13 protein-coding genes are annotated in these 16501 nt (G+C 74.1%); 7 read left to right on the forward strand and 6 right to left on the reverse strand.

Annotation, left to right across the window (positions count from 1 at the left end; translation table 11 throughout):
• The first annotated feature begins 418 nt into the window (after window positions 1–418).
• The 4 genes from ACZ3J7_RS25455 (at window position 419) to ACZ3J7_RS25470 (ending at window position 5690) form a co-directional block, all read left to right on the forward strand.
• Entirely contained in the window at window positions 419–1519 is a 1101-nt protein-coding gene (locus ACZ3J7_RS25455; protein WP_465625044.1) for a citrate synthase 2, read from the forward strand.
• A gap of 190 nt (window positions 1520–1709) precedes the next feature.
• Entirely contained in the window at window positions 1710–2834 is a 1125-nt protein-coding gene (serC, locus tag ACZ3J7_RS25460) for a phosphoserine transaminase (RefSeq protein ID WP_465625046.1), read from the forward strand.
• Window positions 2835–3067: 233 nt separating this feature from the next.
• Entirely contained in the window at window positions 3068–3709 is a 642-nt protein-coding gene (locus ACZ3J7_RS25465; RefSeq protein ID WP_465625048.1) for a ScbR family autoregulator-binding transcription factor, read from the forward strand.
• Between the two features lie 211 nt (window positions 3710–3920).
• Complete coding sequence (locus ACZ3J7_RS25470) at window positions 3921–5690, forward strand: glycoside hydrolase family 35 protein (protein ID WP_465625050.1); 1770 nt, start codon at window positions 3921–3923, stop codon at window positions 5688–5690.
• A gap of 8 nt (window positions 5691–5698) precedes the next feature.
• Here the strand turns inward: ACZ3J7_RS25470 and thpR are convergent, their stop codons facing one another.
• The 4 genes from thpR to ACZ3J7_RS25490 all read right to left on the reverse strand — a co-directional run bounded on the left by thpR (window position 5699) and on the right by ACZ3J7_RS25490 (window position 9578).
• On the reverse strand, window positions 5699–6259 hold the full coding sequence (thpR, locus tag ACZ3J7_RS25475) for an RNA 2',3'-cyclic phosphodiesterase (RefSeq protein WP_465625052.1): 561 nt from the start codon (window positions 6257–6259) through the stop codon (window positions 5699–5701).
• A 538-nt stretch (window positions 6260–6797) separates the two neighbouring features.
• Window positions 6798–8072 (reverse strand): MFS transporter, encoded by a 1275-nt coding sequence (locus tag ACZ3J7_RS25480; protein ID WP_465625246.1) that lies wholly within the window; start codon window positions 8070–8072, stop codon window positions 6798–6800.
• Window positions 8073–8518: 446 nt separating this feature from the next.
• Window positions 8519–8953 (reverse strand): MarR family winged helix-turn-helix transcriptional regulator, encoded by a 435-nt coding sequence (locus tag ACZ3J7_RS25485; RefSeq protein ID WP_465625054.1) that lies wholly within the window; start codon window positions 8951–8953, stop codon window positions 8519–8521.
• 79 nt (window positions 8954–9032) lie between these two features.
• A complete protein-coding gene (locus tag ACZ3J7_RS25490) occupies window positions 9033–9578 on the reverse strand; it encodes an FHA domain-containing protein (RefSeq protein ID WP_465625056.1) in 546 nt (181 codons plus the stop codon).
• Window positions 9579–9747: 169 nt separating this feature from the next.
• Between ACZ3J7_RS25490 and ACZ3J7_RS25495 the strand changes: the two genes are divergently transcribed.
• Entirely contained in the window at window positions 9748–10245 is a 498-nt protein-coding gene (locus ACZ3J7_RS25495; RefSeq protein WP_465625058.1) for a hypothetical protein, read from the forward strand.
• Window positions 10246–10251: 6 nt separating this feature from the next.
• On the opposite strand, the gene aspS is transcribed toward ACZ3J7_RS25495, so the two are convergent.
• Window positions 10252–11568, reverse strand: coding sequence for an aspartate--tRNA(Asn) ligase (gene aspS / locus ACZ3J7_RS25500; RefSeq protein WP_465625060.1), 1317 nt, complete (start codon window positions 11566–11568; stop codon window positions 10252–10254).
• A 263-nt stretch (window positions 11569–11831) separates the two neighbouring features.
• Window positions 11832–13295, reverse strand: coding sequence for an NCS2 family permease (locus ACZ3J7_RS25505; protein WP_465625062.1), 1464 nt, complete (start codon window positions 13293–13295; stop codon window positions 11832–11834).
• 329 nt (window positions 13296–13624) lie between these two features.
• Between ACZ3J7_RS25505 and ACZ3J7_RS25510 the strand changes: the two genes are divergently transcribed.
• Both ACZ3J7_RS25510 and ACZ3J7_RS25515 read left to right on the forward strand, forming a co-directional pair.
• Window positions 13625–13894 carry a DUF2530 domain-containing protein gene (locus ACZ3J7_RS25510; protein WP_465625064.1) on the forward strand — a complete coding sequence of 90 codons (270 nt, stop codon included), beginning with the start codon at window positions 13625–13627 and terminating at the stop codon, window positions 13892–13894.
• Window positions 13895–13978: 84 nt separating this feature from the next.
• Window positions 13979–16498: an HAD-IC family P-type ATPase gene (locus ACZ3J7_RS25515; RefSeq protein ID WP_465625066.1), complete on the forward strand. Its 2520-nt coding sequence runs from the start codon at window positions 13979–13981 to the stop codon at window positions 16496–16498.
• Window positions 16499–16501 lie beyond the last annotated feature (3 nt).

A 16501-nucleotide genomic window follows, 5' to 3' on the forward strand; every position in this document is an offset into this window, starting at 1 on the left:
CGGACCGCTCCTCGACGGGCCCGGCCGGGCCGGCGGCACCGGCGGGCAGGGACGTGGCACTCGGCTCGGCGTTCGGGTGGCGTTCCGCGGTAGGCACCCTCCCATCATCCCGTACGACAAGCTCCGGGCGCCGCTACGTCCGAGCGAACGCCTGGGGATAGGGTGGCTCGCCACCGCTTCACCACCCGCTGCGCGGGGAATCGTCCGGCTATCGCCCGGGACGCCCCGAAAATCCGCCGAGGACGCCGGAGACGACAGGGGTTCGGGCGGCCCGTGGGGGAAACATCACCGTCGTGGTGTATGGCGCAATGCACTCCGTGCCTGACAATCTGACACCGAGTGCCAACCACCATCGGCCACCGGCGCGCCGCCCCACCACGGCCGCGTGCCGCGTCGGATCACTGAAGGAGCCGTTCAGATGTCGGATTTCGTACCCGGCCTTGAGGGTGTAGTCGCCTTCGAGAGCGAGATCGCCGAGCCCGACCGCGAGGGCGGGGCGCTGCGCTACCGCGGGGTGGACATCGAGGACCTGGTCGGCCAGGTCTCCTTCGGGCACGTGTGGGGCCTGCTGGTGGACGGCAAGTTCGCCCCCGGCCTGCCGGCCGCCGAGCCGTTCCCGATCCCGGTCCACTCCGGCGACATCCGGGTCGACGTGCAGTCCGCCCTCGCCATGCTCGCCCCGGTCTGGGGCCTCAAGCCGCTGCTCGACATCTCCGCCGAGCAGGCCCGCGACGACCTCGCCCGGGCCGCCGTGATGGCGCTGTCGTACGTGGCCCAGTCGGCCCGCGGCCAGGGCCTGCCGATGGTGCCGCAGCGCGAGATCGACAAGGCCGAGACGATCGTCGAGCGGTTCATGATCCGCTGGCGCGGCGAGCCGGACCCGAAGCACGTCAAGGCCGTCGACGCGTACTGGACCTCGGCCGCCGAGCACGGCATGAACGCCTCCACCTTCACCGCCCGGGTGATCGCCTCCACCGGCGCGGACGTCGCGGCGGCGCTCTCCGGCGCGGTCGGCGCGATGTCCGGCCCGCTGCACGGCGGCGCGCCGTCCCGGGTGCTCGGCATGATCGAGGAGATCGAGCGCACCGGCGACGCGGCCGGCTACGTGAGGAACGCCCTCGACAAGGGCGAGCGCCTGATGGGCTTCGGCCACCGGGTCTACCGCGCCGAGGACCCGCGCGCCCGGGTGCTGCGCCGCACCGCCAAGGAGCTCGGCGCGCCGCGCTTCGAGATCGCCGAGGCGCTGGAGAAGGCCGCGCTGGAGGAGCTGCACAACCGCCGCCCCGACCGCGTGCTGGCCACCAACGTCGAGTTCTGGGCCGCCATCATGCTGGACTTCGCCGAGGTCCCGGCGCACATGTTCACCTCGATGTTCACCTGTGCCCGCACGGCCGGCTGGTCGGCGCACATCCTGGAGCAGAAGCGCACCGGCCGACTGGTCCGTCCGGCCGCCCGCTACATCGGCCCGGCCGCCCGCAAGCCGCAGGAGATCGAGGGCTGGGACCAGATCGCCGGCTGACCCGACCGGCTCCACTTCCGGGTGAACGACTGACCGGGCGTCAGCCCGGCGGCGGCCGCCACCGGGCGCGCGAACAGCCCCTGACCAGGGGTCACGCGCCCCGGTGCGGCCTGCCCGGCGCGGCCAAGATCACGTCTCAGCGGCCGGACGGGCGTACCGCGGGCGCATATCCGGGGGATAGGCTGCGCGGGTGGCTCAGATTCAGATCCCCGCCGACAATCTGCCCAACGACGGCCGCTTCGGCTGCGGCCCCTCCAAGGTGCGCCCCGAGGCCCTGAGTGCCCTCGCCGCCACCGGAACCTCCCTGCTGGGCACCTCCCACCGCCAGGCCCCGGTCAAGAACATCGTCAAGCGCGTCCGCCAGGGCGTCGCCGAGCTGTTCTCGCTGCCGGAGGGCTACGAGGTCGTGCTCGGCAACGGCGGCTCCACCGCGTTCTGGGACATCGCCGCCTTCGGCCTGGTGCGCGAGAAGTCGCAGCACCTGGACTTCGGCGAGTTCTCCTCCAAGTTCGCCTCCTCCGTGAAGGCCGCCCCGTGGCTGGCCGAGCCGACGGTGATCAAGACCGCCCCGGGCACCCACCCGCTGCCGGTCGCCGAGGCGGGTGTGGACGTCTACGGCCTCACCCACAACGAGACCTCCACCGGTGTCGCGATGCCGATCCGCCGCCCCGAGGGCGCGGACGCCGGCTCGCTGGTCCTGGTCGACGCCACCTCCGGCGCCGGCGGCCTGCCGGTCGACATCCGCGAGACGGACGTCTACTACTTCGCCCCGCAGAAGTCCTTCGCCTCCGAGGGCGGCCTCTGGCTGGCCACCTTCTCGCCGGCTGCGCTGGAGCGCGCCGCGGAGATCGCCGGCTCCGGCCGGTACGTCCCGCCGTTCTTCGACCTGCCGACCGCGATCGACAACTCCTCGAAGGACCAGACGTACAACACCCCGGCCATCACCACCCTCTTCCTGCTGGCCGACCAGCTGGAGTGGCTGAACGGCCAGGGCGGCCTGGACTGGGCGGTGGCCCGCACCGCGGAGTCCTCCTCGATCCTGTACTCCTGGGCCGAGAAGTCCTCCTTCGCGCAGCCCTTCGTGGCCAAGCCGGAGGAGCGCTCGCAGGTCGTCGGCACCATCGACTTCGACGACTCGGTGGACGCCGCCGCGGTCGCCAAGGCACTGCGTGCCAACGGCATCGTGGACACCGAGCCCTACCGCAAGCTGGGCCGCAACCAGCTGCGCGTCGCGATGTTCCCGGCGATCGACCCGGCGGACGTCGAGAAGCTCACCGGCGCCATCGACTACGTCGTCGAGCACCTGAACGACTGATCGCACGCCGTCCCGAGGAGGCCCGGTCCGCACGCGGACCGGGCCTCCTCGGCGTCTCCCGGGCCTCCGGGGCGGGGCCGCACGAGCAAAAACCATACAGATCCATCTGTATGGAAAACCGCCCCGGCCGCCTCCGAAGAGCAGATCATTTCCCTCTGGGACGGCCCCGACTGCCGATAGGATGCAGACCGGTCGGCACTGTCCTGGCCCCGGCCGCGCACGAGGAGACCGGAATGACGAAGCAGGAACGCGGGCTCCGCTCCCGGCGGGCCATCCTGGAGGCCGCCGCCGAGGTCTTCGACCTGCGCGGCTACGACGCCGCCGGCACCAACGAGATCCTCGCCCGCACCGGCCTGACCCGGGGCGCGCTCTACCACCACTTCCCGTCCAAGGAGGCCATCGCGCTCGCCGTGCTGGACGCCCACGGCGAGGGCCTGGCCGTCCCCGAGCACTCCAGCCGGCTGCAGTCCGTCATCGACCTCTGCTTCGCCTTCGCCGAACGCCTGCACACCGACGCCGTGCTGCGCGCCGCCGTCCGCCTCGCCGTCGAGCAGACCTCGCTGTCCCGCCCCGTCGACACCCCGTACGAGCAGTCCCGGGCCGTCGTCCGCGGGCTGCTCGCCGAGGCCGCCGCCCAGGGCGAGACCCTGCCCGGCCTCGACCTCGACGAGGCCGCGGACGTGGTCATCGCCGCCTTCACCGGCGTCCGCGTGATGTCCCAGGTCTACACCGCCCGCGCCGACCTCCCGCAGCGCCTGACCGCCCTGTGGCGCATGCTGCTCCCCGGCATCGCCAACCCCGGCATGCTCGGCCGCCTGCGCACCACCCCGCCGCCGGCAGGGGACGCGGCCGCTACTTCTGCAGGAGCGCGCTGACGATCACCACGGCGAGCAGCAGGACGAACGCGCCGGTGACGATCCGCATACGGGTCTTCGGGTCCACCCCCCGAGACTAATCCGCCGCACGCCCGGCCCCGAAATCAGGTCCCCCGGAACACCCGCCGGAGCCGGGAGCCGCGGCATGCCCCTCGACCCGCCCGCGCATGTCCGCGCGGCTACCGGCCCCCCGGTTGGGCAGGCTAGGGGCATGCTCACCTACGACTCGACCGGTTTCCGCCTAGACGGCCGTCCGCTGCGCATCCTGTCCGGCGCGGTGCACTACTTCCGCAGCCGCCCCGAGCAGTGGGCCGACCGGCTCGCGGCGGTGCGGGCGATGGGGCTGAACACGGTCGAGACCTACGTGCCGTGGAACCTGCACGAGCCCGCGCCCGGCCGGTTCGCCCGGATCGACGAACTCGGCGCGTTCCTGGACGAGGCGCGGCGACAGGGCCTGTGGACGATCGTCCGGCCCGGCCCGTACATCTGCGCGGAGTGGGACAACGGCGGCCTGCCCGGCTGGCTCACCGCCCGGCTGGGGCGGCGGGCGCGCACCGGCGACCCGGAGTTCCTGGCCGCGGTGGGGGCGTTCTTCGACGTGCTGCTGCCGCAGGTGGTGGAACGGCAGTGGGGGCGGCCGGGCGGCAGCGTGCTGATGGTGCAGGTGGAGAACGAGTACGGCGCGTTCGGCAGCGACGGCGGGTACCTGGCCGCACTGGCCCGGGGGCTGCGCGAGCGCGGCGTGAGCGTGCCGCTGTTCACCTCGGACGGGCCCGAGGACCACATGCTCGCGGCCGGCACCGTCCCCGGGGTGCTGGCGACCGTCAACTTCGGCTCCGAACCGGAGCGCGGCTTCGCCGCGCTGCGCCGCCACCGCCCCGAGGACCCGCCGTTCTGCATGGAGTTCTGGAACGGCTGGTTCGACCAGTGGGGCCGCCCGCACCACACCCGGGACGCCGACGACGCGGCCGACAGCCTGCGCCGGATCCTCGCGGCGGGCGGCTCGGTCAACCTGTACATGGCCCACGGCGGCACCAACTTCGGCACCGCCGCGGGCGCCAACCACGCCGACCCGCCGTTCAACTCCACCGACTGGACGCACTCCCCGTACCAGCCGACCGTCACCTCCTACGACTACGACGCCCCGCTGGACGAACGCGGCCTGCCCACCGCCAAGTTCGAGGCGTTCCGGCGGGTGCTCGCCGAGTTCGCCGCCGAACACCCGGACGAGGCGCGGTTCCTGGACGAGCGCACCCCCGGACTCCCCGCGCCCGCACCGGTGCTGGCGGCCCGCGAGGTGCCCCTCGACGAGTACGCCGAGCTGCCGTTCGGGCCCGCCGTGCACGCGCCCGTCCCGCCGCTGTTCGAGGAACTCGGGCTGGAGCACGGCCTGGTCCGCTACACCACCACGGTGCCCGCGCTCAGCCCCGAACTACCGCTCACCGTCGAGGGGCTGCGCGACCGGGCCGGCCTGCGCGTCGACGGGAAGCACGTCGCCTCGCTGGAGCGCGGCGCGGACGCCGAACCGGTCACGGCCGGCGGCGGGGCCCGGATCAGCCTGCTGGTCGAATCGCTCGGCCGGGTCAACTACGGGCCGCTGCTCGGCGAGACCAAGGGCGTCACCGGCGTCCGGCACGAGCGGCAGTACCTGCACGGCTGGCAGGCCGAGCCGCTCGCCCTCGACCCGCTGCCCGCGGCCGCCGCCTGGGGCCCGGGCACCCCCGCGCCCGAGACGCTGGCCCGCGGCACCCTGCACCTGGACGCCACCGGTGACGCCTTCCTCGCCGTCCCCGAGGGCGGGCACGGCTACCTCTGGGTGAACGGGTTCCTGCTCGGCCGCTACGACGCGCGCGGCCCGCAGCGCACCCTGTACTGCCCCGGACCGCTGCTCCGGCCGGGCCCCAACTCCCTCGTCCTGCTGGAGCTCGGCACCGCCGGACCGGCCCGGATCCAGCTCCGCGCCGAACCCGAACTCGGCTGACGGGGCCGTCAGCGGCCCAGCGGCCAGCCCTCCAGCGCCGTGTAGCGGGCCGGGCCGTAGCCCGTCCCGCTGCGCATCAGCTGGATCCGGCCGGCCGGCCACTCGGTGCCCCGGAACCCCCGCAGCGCGTCGGCCATCGCCCGCAGGTCGGCCGGGCCGCCCGCGCCGTGCCGCCGGGTGGTGCCGGCCCGGGCCAGGGTCAGGTGCGGGTGGAAGCCGCGCTCCTCGTCGGCGGCGCCCAGCTCGTGCTGGACGGCCGAGGCCAGCTCGCGCAGGACCCGGACGTCCCCCTCGACGCCCGCCCACAGCGCCCGCTCGCCGAAGGTCCCGCCGCCGGCCAGCCGCAGCCGGTGCGCGGGGTGCCCGCCCGCGACCCGGGCCAGCGCGTGCTCCAGCGCGGGCAGTTCGTCGGCCGGCACCTCGCCGAGGAACGCCAGGGTGAGGTGCCACCCGGCGGGCTCGGTCCAGCGCAGCCCGCCCGCACCGGGCAGCCCGCGCAGCGGCGCGGCGGCCTCGGCGAGCTCGTGCTTGGCGAGGGGCGGAGGGTTCACGGCGACGAAGAGCCTCATCCCGTCATCCTGCCCCACCGCCCCGGCGCCGCCCATCGGATAAAAGGACCTCCATGCGCGTCCGCTCCGGCCAGTGGGGCGCCGGGCCGTGGTCGCCGGGCCGTGGATCGCCGGGCGGTGGTCGCGGCGCCCGGGCGCGGCGGAGCGGGCCTCGGCGGTGACGGCGGAGAACCTGGTCCTGCTCGCCCTTCCCGACGCGGCCGGCGGCCCGGCCGGTGACGGGGGCGGTGACGGGAACCGTGACGCCGCCCCGCCGGGCATCTGCGCGCCGGCCGACGGGCCGGAGCTGTTCGTCCGCCGGCCGCTCACCGACCCGGCCCGCCGCGGCACCGGCGTCGGCGCGGCCCTGGCCGCCGGGCCCGCCACCGGGTCCGCGAGCGCGGCGCCGCCCTGCTCCGGGTGGACCGCTCCGCGGGCGGGGGCGGCCGGCCGGCCGAGCAGTACGAGCGGCTCGGGCCCACCCGCACCCTCCCGGCCATCGAGGACCGACCGGCCCCGGCCCGGCCAGCCCACCGGCCCGGGCGGTCCGGCCGACGGGCTAGCAGGCGGTCGCCAGGTCGCCCTTCTGCACCACCGAGAACACCCGGCCGCGGGTCCGCACCGGGTGCGGGTCCAGGCGCAGGCGCAGCCCGCTGATCCGGCCGAGGACGAGCGCGACCACGCCGGCCGCGGCGGCCGAGACCAGGCCGCAGGCGAGCAGGCCGACGCGCGGGCCGTGCTCGGCGGTGATCCAGCCGACCAGCGGGGCGCCGATCGGGGTGCCGCCGGTGAAGACCAGTACCAGCAGGCCCATCACCCGGCCGCGCATCTCGGGGTCGGTGCCGAGCTGCAGGGCCGAGTTGACCGAGGTGTTGAAGGTCAGGCCGAACACGCCGATCAGGGTGAGCAGCAGCGCGAAGGTCCAGTAGCCGGGCGCGAGCGCGGCCAGCACCTCCAGCGCGCCGAAGGCGAGCGCGGCGAACACCAGGCGGCGCAGCCGGGGCGCGCCCCGGCGGGCGGCGAGCAGCGCGCCGGTCAGCGAGCCGACCGCCATCGCGGTGTTGAGCAGGCCGTACGCGCCGGCGCCGACGCGGAAGGTGTCGTGCGCGAAGCCGGCCAGCAGGGTCGGGAAGTTGAATCCGAAGGTGCCGATGAACCCGGCGAGCACCATCGGCCAGAGCAGCTCGGGCCGCTCCCGGACGTACCGCAGGCCCTCGCGGAGCTGTCCGCGCTCGCGGGCGATCCGCTCGACGGGGCGCAGTTCGCCGGCCCGCATGGCGAGCAGGCCGCCGATGACCGCGACGAAGGAGAGCGCGTTGACGGCGAACGCCCAGCCGCTGCCGACCGCGGCGATCAGCGCGCCGGCGACGGCGGGGCCGACCAGGCGGGCGGTCTGGAAGTTGGCGGCGTTCAGGCTGACCGCGTTGGCGAGGTCCTTGGCGGGGACCATCTCGCTGACGAAGGCCTGCCGGGTCGGGTTGTCGACCACCGTGACCAGGCCGAGCAGCAGCGCGAACAGGTACACCGCGACGGGTGTGACGGCGCCGGTGACGGTGAGCAGGGCGAGGCCGGCGGCGAGCAGGCCCATCGCGCCCTGGGTGGCGATCAGCAGGCGGCGCTTGGGCAGCCGGTCGGCGAGGACGCCGCCCCACAGGCCGAGCAGCAGCATCGGCAGGAACTGCATGGCGGTGGTGATGCCGACCGCGAACGGGCTGCCGGTGAGGCTGAGCACCAGCCAGTCCTGGGCGATGCGCTGCATCCAGGTGCCGGTGTTGGAGACCACCTGGCCGGCGAAGTAGTACCGGTAGTTGCGGATGCGCAGGGACGAGAACATCCCTCCCGGGCGGGTGAACCGGCCCGGCGAAGCGGCGGGGGCCTCCGCCGCGTTGGGATGCTCGGGGTCGTCGTCGCCGCTGCCCGGCAGGCCCGCGGGGGCGGGCGCCTGGCTCTGCGCGGCGGGGGCGCCGGTGGGCGCGGTCCCGGTGGTGGCCGCTTCGTCGGTGAGCGGTTCCTCGTGGCGCACGCCCGTGAGGCGGGCGGCGGCGGGGCGGCGGGTGTCGGTGCGGAGGTCGGTGCGGATGGTCGCGGTGCGGATCGCGGCGGCGCGGGCGGCCGGCGGTGTCAAGGTGGTCTCCCCTCGGCGCGCCGTGACCGTTCGTCCGGTCGCGGCGCGTTCTGTGGTGCTGGTGGGTCGTGCGGTGATGCGGTTCTCCTTCGGGTGCCCGGGACGGGACGGGTGCTGGGCGGGGCCGGGTGCCGGACTGGTCCGGACCGGACCGGTCACATGTTGGCCAGCTTGTAGAGGACGGGCGCGGCGGTCTTGAGCCGCTCCCACTCCTCCTCGTCGAGGCCCTCGGCGAGCTCGGCCAGCCAGGCGTTGCGCCGGCGGCGGGACTCGTTGAGGATCTCCTCGGCCTGCTCCGTGCTGCTGACCACCACCTGCCGGCGGTCCTCCGGGTGCGGCTCGCGCCGCACCAGGCCCTTCTCCTCCAGCATCGCGATGATCCTGGTCATCGACGGCGGCTGGACGTGCTCCTTGCGGGCCAGCTCGCCGGGTGTCGCCCTGCCGCAGCGGGCGAGCGTGCCGAGCACCCCCATCTCGGTGGGGCTCAGCGACTCCTCGACCCGCTGGTGTCGCAACCGTCGGGCCAGGCGCATCGCGGCCGACCGCAGCTGGCTGACCGCCAGCAGGTCGTCCTCGGACATCTCGGGCATGTCATTAGACTACGTCATTACCGAGTCTAAGGAAAATTGATTTCGATCACCGCGCGGCGCCGCCCCCCGGGGGCCTCGCTCAGTCGGCGGTGAGGTGGAACCCCAACCGCCCGAAGCGCAGCCGGTCGCCGGCCCGGACCACGGTGCCGCCGGCCACCCGGCGGTCGTTGACGTAGGTACCGTTGCTGGAGCCCAGGTCGTACAGCACCCAGTCGCCGGCCTCGAAGCGCAGCTCGGCGTGGTGCCGGGAGACGGTCGAGTCGCCGAGCCGGAGGTCGGAGCCGGTCATCCGGCCGATCCGCAGCCGCCGCACGGCCGGGTCGGGCAGCCGCAGCCTGGTCAACTGCTCGGCGTGCCAGGTCTGCCGGAGCCGGACCTGCAGCGCGGAGACCTTCGCCACGGTGCGCAGCAGCACCCGGGAGAGGGGCCCGTAGGTGCGCAGGTCACCGACCACCTCGGCGAGTTCGGCGCGGCTGCGGGCGGTCAGCACCAGCTCCATCCGGCGGATGAAGGTGTCGTGCGAGAGCCGGCCGCTACCGACCCCGTCCCGCAGCACCTCCAGCGCGCTGTCCCGCTCGGCCTGCGAGGGTCGGGCGAGCTGGGTGCTGAACTCCTGAGCGGCCATAGCGTGATTGTCGGGCGGCCGGTCCACGCTGTCCAGCACACCGCCGGTACCCGCGGCTCCACCCCGGGGCGCCGCTTTTCGGACCGATCCCGATCAACTCCCGCCCGCCGGGCCGCCGTCCTGGCAGGATCCGGCACACCATCCGCCACCGGTCCTGGGAGCGCCCGCCATGCCCGTGATCGCCGTGACCGGGCACCTGGACCTCGCCCCGGCCACCTCCCGCGCCGTCCGCGCCGCCCTGGACGCGTACCTCGCCCCGTACCCGGCCGCCGAGTTGACCGGCGTCTCCTGCCTGGCGCCGGGCGCCGACACGCTCTTCGCGGACGCCGTGCTGGCCCGGGGCGGCCGGCTGGTCGCCGTGCTGCCCGGGCCCGACTACCCGGACCCGCGGGCCACCCCGGCCGAACGCGCCGCGTTCGACCGGCTGCGGGCCGCCGCCCGGCAGGTCCTGGTCCTGCCCGCCGCCCGGCTCGACCCGGCCGCGTACGTCGCCGCCAACGACCGGCTGCTGCTGCTCGCGGACCGGGTGCTCGCCGTCTGGGACGGCGGCCCCGGCAACGGGCCGGGCGGGACGGCCGACATGGTCACCGCCGCCCGGGCCGCCGGACTGCCGGTGGACGTCCTGTGGCCCCCCGGCTCCACCCGCACCGGCCGGGCTCGCGACTGAACGGCCTCACGGCTCCAGCCGGTTCGGGCCGCGGAAGAGGAACACCGCGTCCCGGATCGAGGGCAGCCCGAGCGCCAGCATCAGCACCCGGCCCAGCCCCAGGCCGAACCCGCCGTGCGGCGGCATGCCGTACCGGAAGCAGTCCAGGTACCGCCCGAGCGGGCCCTCCGGGCCGGTGTCCAGGCCCTTCTCCCGGGCCTGCTCGACCAGTCGGCCGTGGCGGTGCTCGCGCTGCGCGCCGGTGGTGATCTCCACGCCCTTCCAGAGCAGGTCGAAGGAGTCGGTGACCGCCGGGTCGTCGGCCGACCGCAGGTGGTAGAACGGCCGCACCGAGGCCGGGAAGCCCGTCACGAACACGAACTCGTGCCCGGTCTCCTCCGCCACCAGCGCGCTGAGCAGCCGCTCGCCCTCCGGGTCGAGGTCCTCCCGGACGCCCTCCGGGTCCCACCCGGCGCCCCGCAGCCTCCGCACCGCCTCGGCCATCGTCAGCCGGGGGAAGGGCAGTTCGGGCACCACGACCCGTACGCCCCAGTGCCGCTCGACCTCCTCGCCGTGCCGCTCGGCGACCCGCTCCAGCACCCGGCGCAGCATCCGCTCCTCGAAGGACATCACGTCCTCCACGCCGTCGATCCACGCCAACTCGACGTCCACCCCGGTGAACTCGGTCGCGTGGCGGGACGTGAACGAGGGCTCCGCGCGGAACACCGGACCGATCTCGAAGACCCGGTCGATGCCGCCCGCGACCGCCATCTGCTTGTAGAACTGCGGCGACTGCGCCAGGTACGCCTTCCGCTCGAAGTACCCGACCTCGAACACCTCCGCGCCCGACTCCGAGGCCGTCCCCATCAGCTTCGGCGTGTGCAGCTCGGTGCAGCCCTGCTCGGCCGCGAACTCCCGCATCGCCCGCTCCACCGTGGTCTGCACCTCGAACACCAGCCGCCGCTCCGGCCGTCGCAGGTCCAGGAACCGCCAGTTCAGCCGCTGCTCCGCCCCGGTCTCCGGCCCGATCGGCAGCCCCGGCTCGGCCGCCGACACCACCTCGACCCGCTCCGGAACGATCTCCAGCCCGCCCAGCTTCACCACCGGGTTCTCCACCACCCGCCCCGTCACCACCACCGCCGACTCCACCGTCAGCCCCCGCAGCGACTCCCCCAGCACGTCCCCCTCGCCCCCGCGCCGGTGCGTGACCTGCACCATCCCCGTGTGGTCCCGCACCACCACGAACTGCACCTTGCTCTGCAGCCGCAGCGTGTTGACCCACCCCTTCACCGTCACCGTCCGCCCGACCGCCGCCGACAGCTCACCGATGAGGACACGCACCATGCCGAAGCAACTCCCTGGGTTGCGGACGCGTTGCTCGCGTCACGGGAAGAGCGGTAGACGGCCGCCCTGGGACGCGCCCACCCTAACCCGCCCACCCCCGCCCCCACCTCGGGTTTTTTTCCGCCGGCACCACCCGGCGCATGGGCGGCCCGGTGACCCCGTGCCGCTCGGCCTCCGCCGCGCCGCGGGAGGTCGTCGACATCGAAAGCGGCCCCGCACTCGTCCAGGAGTGCGGGGCCGCCGTCGCAGCAGGGCGGTTCGGGTCAGAGGAGGCCGAGCGCGGGCATCAGGTAGTAGAAGGCGAAGACGGCGGCGACGCCGTACATCGCGATCGGGACGGTGCGGGCGCGGCCGGCGACGACGCGCAGGAGGCAGAAGGTGATGAAGCCGAAGCCGATGCCGTTGGTGATGGAGTAGGTGAACGGCATCATCACGATGGTGATGAAGGCGGGCATCGCGATGGTGTAGTCGGACCAGTCGATCTCCTTGATGGAGTTCGCCAGGATCAGGAAGCCGACGGTGACCAGGGCGGGGGTGGCGGCCTGGGCGGGGACCATGGTCGCGAGGGGGGTGAGGAAGAGGGCGAGCAGGAAGAGCGCGCCGGTGACGAGGGAGGCGAAGCCGGTGCGGGCGCCCTCGCCGACGCCGGCGGTGGACTCGACGAAGCAGGTGTTGGCGGAGGCGGAGGTCGCGCCGCCGGCGGCGGTGGCGATGCCGTCGACCATCAGGACCTTGTTGATGCCGGGGAGGTCGCCCTTCTCGTCGAGCAGGTGGGCCTCGTCGGCGACGCCGAGGATGGTGCCCATCGCGTCGAAGAAGCAGCTCATCAGCACGGTGAAGACGAACAGGATGCCGGTCAGCACGCTGACGTGCTGGAAGCCGCCGAACAGGCTGAAGTGGCCGACCAGGCCGAAGTCGGGGGTGGCGACCGGGTTGCCGGGCCAGGCCGGGACGGTGAGGCCCCAGACCTCGGCGGAGAGGTCGGCGAACTCCTGGATGACCACTGCGGCGGCGGTCATCACGGCGATCGAGATCAGGATCGCGCCGGGCACCTTGCGGATGACCAGGGCCATGGTGAGCAGCAGGCCGAGGATGAAGATCAGCACGGGCCAGCCGTGCAGGTGGCCGCCGATGCCGAGCTGGAGCGGGACGGTGGTGTGGGCGGCGTCCGGCATGCGGGTGACGAAGCCGGAGTCGACCAGGCCGACCAGGGTGATGAACAGGCCGATGCCGATCGCGATGGCCTTGCGCAGGCCGAGCGGGACGGCGTTCATGACGCGCTCGCGCAGGCCGGTGGCGACCAGCAGCATGATCGCGAAGCCGGCCAGGACGACCATGCCCATGGCGTCCGGCCAGGTCATCTGCGGGGCGAGCTGGAGCGCGACGATGGTGTTGACGCCCAGGCCCGCGGCCAGGCCGATCGGGACGTTGCCGATGACGCCCATCAGCAGGGTGGTCAGGCCGGCGGTGAGGGCGGTCGCGGTGACCAGCTGCCCGCCGGCGAGGTGGGTGCCGTTCATGTCCGTGGCCGAGGCCAGGATGATCGGGTTGAGCACCAGGATGTACGCCATCGTGAAGAAGGTGGCGACACCACCGCGGATCTCCCGGGGCAGGGTGGAACCCCGCTCGGAGATCCTGAAGAAGCGGTCCAGGGCGCCGGACGGGGGCTGCGGCGCGTTCTGGGAGGGCTCGGGCGACGCGGCGGTCGACTGGGCCTGCGGAGACATGTCGGGGGTCCTCGATCGGGAGAGGCCGGGGGAGGCCGGGAGTCCGGGTGGGGGTGAGGGCGGGGTGGGACGGGGAGGGGTGATAAGGGGGATTTCAGTATGTCGACACCGGTCGTGCACGCGCCATCTTCGCGCGTAGACCGCATCCGTTGCGGTCGTTCCCGCTCACGTTCGGACGCCGTCCGGTCGCACCCCGCCACCCGGGAGTCACCCGGGGACCGACCCGGGAGCCGCCCCGCGGGGCGTGCCGGGAGCCGGGAGGGGCGGCCCGCCGGGAAAGCCCGACCGCCTCTCCCGGCCCCCCGGGACCGCCCCGTAGGCTAGGGCGCATGCCCAAGACCGCCCTGCGCTCCGCCCCGCCGCCCCTGGAGGGGAACGACGTCGCCATCGTCGGCACCGGGACGGTGCTGTGGTTCGTCGGATTCGTGGCGCTGGTGCCGTTCCAGGGCCGGCTGTCCGACCACGGCCACGGCACCTGGCCGTGGATCTGCCTGTCCGGCGGCCTGCTCGGCCTGATCGGCCTGAAGTACTGCACCGCCCGCCGGGCCGCGATCCGCCGCGCCCGCGCCGCCGAGGCGGCCGCCGAACCGGCCCGGTAGCACCCGCCCGCCCCCGCCACCCGTCCGGCCGGAATCGTTCCCAAGCGGGGCGCACCGGACAAATCGCCCACCTAGAGTCGTGCCATGACGCACTCAGCGGAAGGCACCGCCGCGCCCGGCCCCGTCCCGGGCGAGGGCGCGCACCCCACCGGCGCGGGCGGCGCGTACCAGCCCGGGCTGAGCGCGGCCGAGGTCGCCGAGCGGGTCGCCCGCGGGCAGGTGAACGACGTCCCGGTGCGTTCCAGCCGCTCGCTGCGGGAGATCGTCCGGGCCAACGTGTTCACCCGCTTCAACGCGATCATCGGGGTGATGTTCGGCATCATCCTGGTCGTCGGCCCGATCCAGGACGGCCTGTTCGGCCTGGTCATCGTCGCCAACACGGCGATCGGCATCGTCCAGGAGCTGCGCGCCAAGAAGACCCTGGACAGCCTCGCGCTGATCGGCGAGGCCCGCCCCCAGGTCCGCCGGGACGGCGCCGCCGTGCAGGTCGGCACCGGCGAGATCGTGCTGGACGACACCGTGCTGCTCGGCATCGGCGACAAGGTCGTGGTGGACGGCACCGTGACCGAGGCGGACGGCCTGGAGGTCGACGAGTCGCTGCTGACCGGCGAGCCCGACCCGGTCCTCAAGCACCCCGGCGACCACGTGATGTCCGGCTCCTTCGTGGTGGCCGGCGCGGGCGCGTTCACCGCCACCAAGGTCGGCAAGGAGGCGTACGCCGCGAAGCTCGCCGAGGAGGCCAGCAAGTTCACCCTGGTCAAGTCCGAGCTGCGCACCGGCATCGACCAGATCCTCCGGTTCATCACCTACCTGCTGGTCCCGACCGCGATCGGCCTGGTGATCAGCCAGCTCGCCGTGGAGCGCAACGACTGGAGGGAAGCGGTCCGCCGGATGGTGGCCGGCATCGTGCCGATGGTCCCCGAGGGCCTGGTGCTGCTGACCTCGGTGGCCTTCGCGATCGGCGTGGTCCGGCTCGGCCGCAGGCAGTGCCTGGTCCAGGAGCTGCCGGCGATCGAGGGCCTGGCCCGGGTCGACACCGTCTGCCTGGACAAGACCGGCACCCTCACCGAGGGCGGCATGGACCTGGTCGACCTCCGCCCGCTCACCACTCCGTCCGATTCCCCGTCCGATTCCCCATCCGATCCCCCGGACGGCACCCCGCAGGACCCGCGAACCGACCGGACCGACCGGACCGACCAGGTCGATCCGGCCGACAAGGCCGTGCTGGCCGAGGCGCTCGGCGCGATCGGTGCCGCCGACACCCGCCCCAACCCCAGCATGCGAGCTGTCATCGACGCGTACGGGCCGCCGCCGGAGGGCCGCTGGCGGGTGCTGGAGGCGATCCCGTTCTCGTCCGCCCGCAAGTGGAGCGGCGTCCAGCTGCTCGAACCCGGCGGCACCGAGGGCAGCTGGCTGCTCGGCGCCCCGGACGTGCTGCTCCCGGCCGGCTCCTCCGTGCTCGCCGAGGTCGACGAGCTGGGCGCCCGGGGCCTGCGGGTCCTGCTGCTCGGCCGCAGCCCGCTGCCGCTGGACGACCCCGACCCGGCCGCCCGGCTGCGGCCGCTCGCCCTGCTGGTGCTGCAGCAGCGGCTGCGCGACGACGCGGCGGACACGCTGCGCTACTTCCGTTCCCAGGACGTCCGGGCCAAGGTCATCTCCGGGGACAGCGCCGTCTCGGTCGGTGCCGTCGCCGCGCACCTCGGCCTGCCCGGCGCCGAGACCGCGACCGACGCCCGCACCCTGCCGACCGACCCCGCCGAGCTGGCCGAGGCCGCCGACCGCACCGCCGTCTTCGGCCGGGTCACCCCACAGCAGAAGCGCGCCCTGGTGGGCGCCCTGCAGTCGAAGGGCCACACCGTCGCGATGACCGGCGACGGCGTCAACGACGTCCTCGCCCTGAAGGACGCCGACATCGGCGTCGCGATGGGCACCGGCTCGGACGCGACCCGGGCGGTCGCCCAGATCGTGCTGCTCGACGACCGCTTCGCCACCCTCCCCTCGGTGGTCGCCGAGGGCCGCCGGGTGATCGGCAACATCGAGCGGGTCGCCGGGCTGTTCCTGGTGAAGACGGTCTACTCGGTGCTGCTCGCCCTGCTGGTGGTCTTCACCCAGGTCCCGTACCCGTTCCTGCCCCGGCACTCGACGGTGCTCTCCTCGCTGACCATCGGCATCCCGGCGTTCTTCCTCGCCCTCGCCCCCAACAACGAGCGGGCCCGCACCGGCTTCGTCCGCCGCGTCCTGCGGCTGGCCGTCCCGGGCGGGGTGATCTGCGGCGCCGCGACCTTCACCGCCTACGCGCTGGCCCGGGGCGACGACGAGACGACCCTGAAGGCCGACACCTCGGTCGCCACCCTGACCCTGTTCATCACCGCGATCTGGGTCCTGGCGATCGTGGCCCGCCCCTACACCTGGTGGCGGCTGCTGCTGATCGGCGCGATGTCCGGCGCCTTCGCGCTGGTCCTGGTCGTCCCCTGGCTCGCCGACTTCTTCCAGCTGCAACTCGTCGGCTGGCGCGACCCGTTGACGGGCGTGGCGATCGCCCTGGTGGCGGGCTGCCTGCTGGAGGTCACCTCCCGGGTCCTGGTCGCGAAGGAGCGGGCCTGAGTC

This window comes from Kitasatospora sp. NPDC015121 (genome assembly GCF_055562955.1).

What these genes read in the sequence shown, in the direction of transcription:
- thpR (WP_465625052.1), bottom strand. Translation starts at nt 6,259, where the DNA reads ATGAGGCTCTTCGTCGCCGTGAACCCTCCGCCCCTCGCCAAGCACGAG.
- ACZ3J7_RS25515 (WP_465625066.1), top strand. Translation starts at nt 13,979, where the DNA reads ATGACGCACTCAGCGGAAGGCACCGCCGCGCCCGGCCCCGTCCCGGGC.
- ACZ3J7_RS25485 (WP_465625054.1), bottom strand. Translation starts at nt 8,953, where the DNA reads ATGCCCGAGATGTCCGAGGACGACCTGCTGGCGGTCAGCCAGCTGCGG.
- ACZ3J7_RS25510 (WP_465625064.1), top strand. Translation starts at nt 13,625, where the DNA reads ATGCCCAAGACCGCCCTGCGCTCCGCCCCGCCGCCCCTGGAGGGGAAC.
- ACZ3J7_RS25480 (WP_465625246.1), bottom strand. Translation starts at nt 8,072, where the DNA reads ATGTTCTCGTCCCTGCGCATCCGCAACTACCGGTACTACTTCGCCGGC.
- aspS (WP_465625060.1), bottom strand. Translation starts at nt 11,568, where the DNA reads ATGGTGCGTGTCCTCATCGGTGAGCTGTCGGCGGCGGTCGGGCGGACG.
- ACZ3J7_RS25505 (WP_465625062.1), bottom strand. Translation starts at nt 13,295, where the DNA reads ATGTCTCCGCAGGCCCAGTCGACCGCCGCGTCGCCCGAGCCCTCCCAG.
- ACZ3J7_RS25470 (WP_465625050.1), top strand. Translation starts at nt 3,921, where the DNA reads ATGCTCACCTACGACTCGACCGGTTTCCGCCTAGACGGCCGTCCGCTG.
- ACZ3J7_RS25465 (WP_465625048.1), top strand. Translation starts at nt 3,068, where the DNA reads ATGACGAAGCAGGAACGCGGGCTCCGCTCCCGGCGGGCCATCCTGGAG.
- ACZ3J7_RS25490 (WP_465625056.1), bottom strand. Translation starts at nt 9,578, where the DNA reads ATGGCCGCTCAGGAGTTCAGCACCCAGCTCGCCCGACCCTCGCAGGCC.
- ACZ3J7_RS25495 (WP_465625058.1), top strand. Translation starts at nt 9,748, where the DNA reads ATGCCCGTGATCGCCGTGACCGGGCACCTGGACCTCGCCCCGGCCACC.
- ACZ3J7_RS25455 (WP_465625044.1), top strand. Translation starts at nt 419, where the DNA reads ATGTCGGATTTCGTACCCGGCCTTGAGGGTGTAGTCGCCTTCGAGAGC.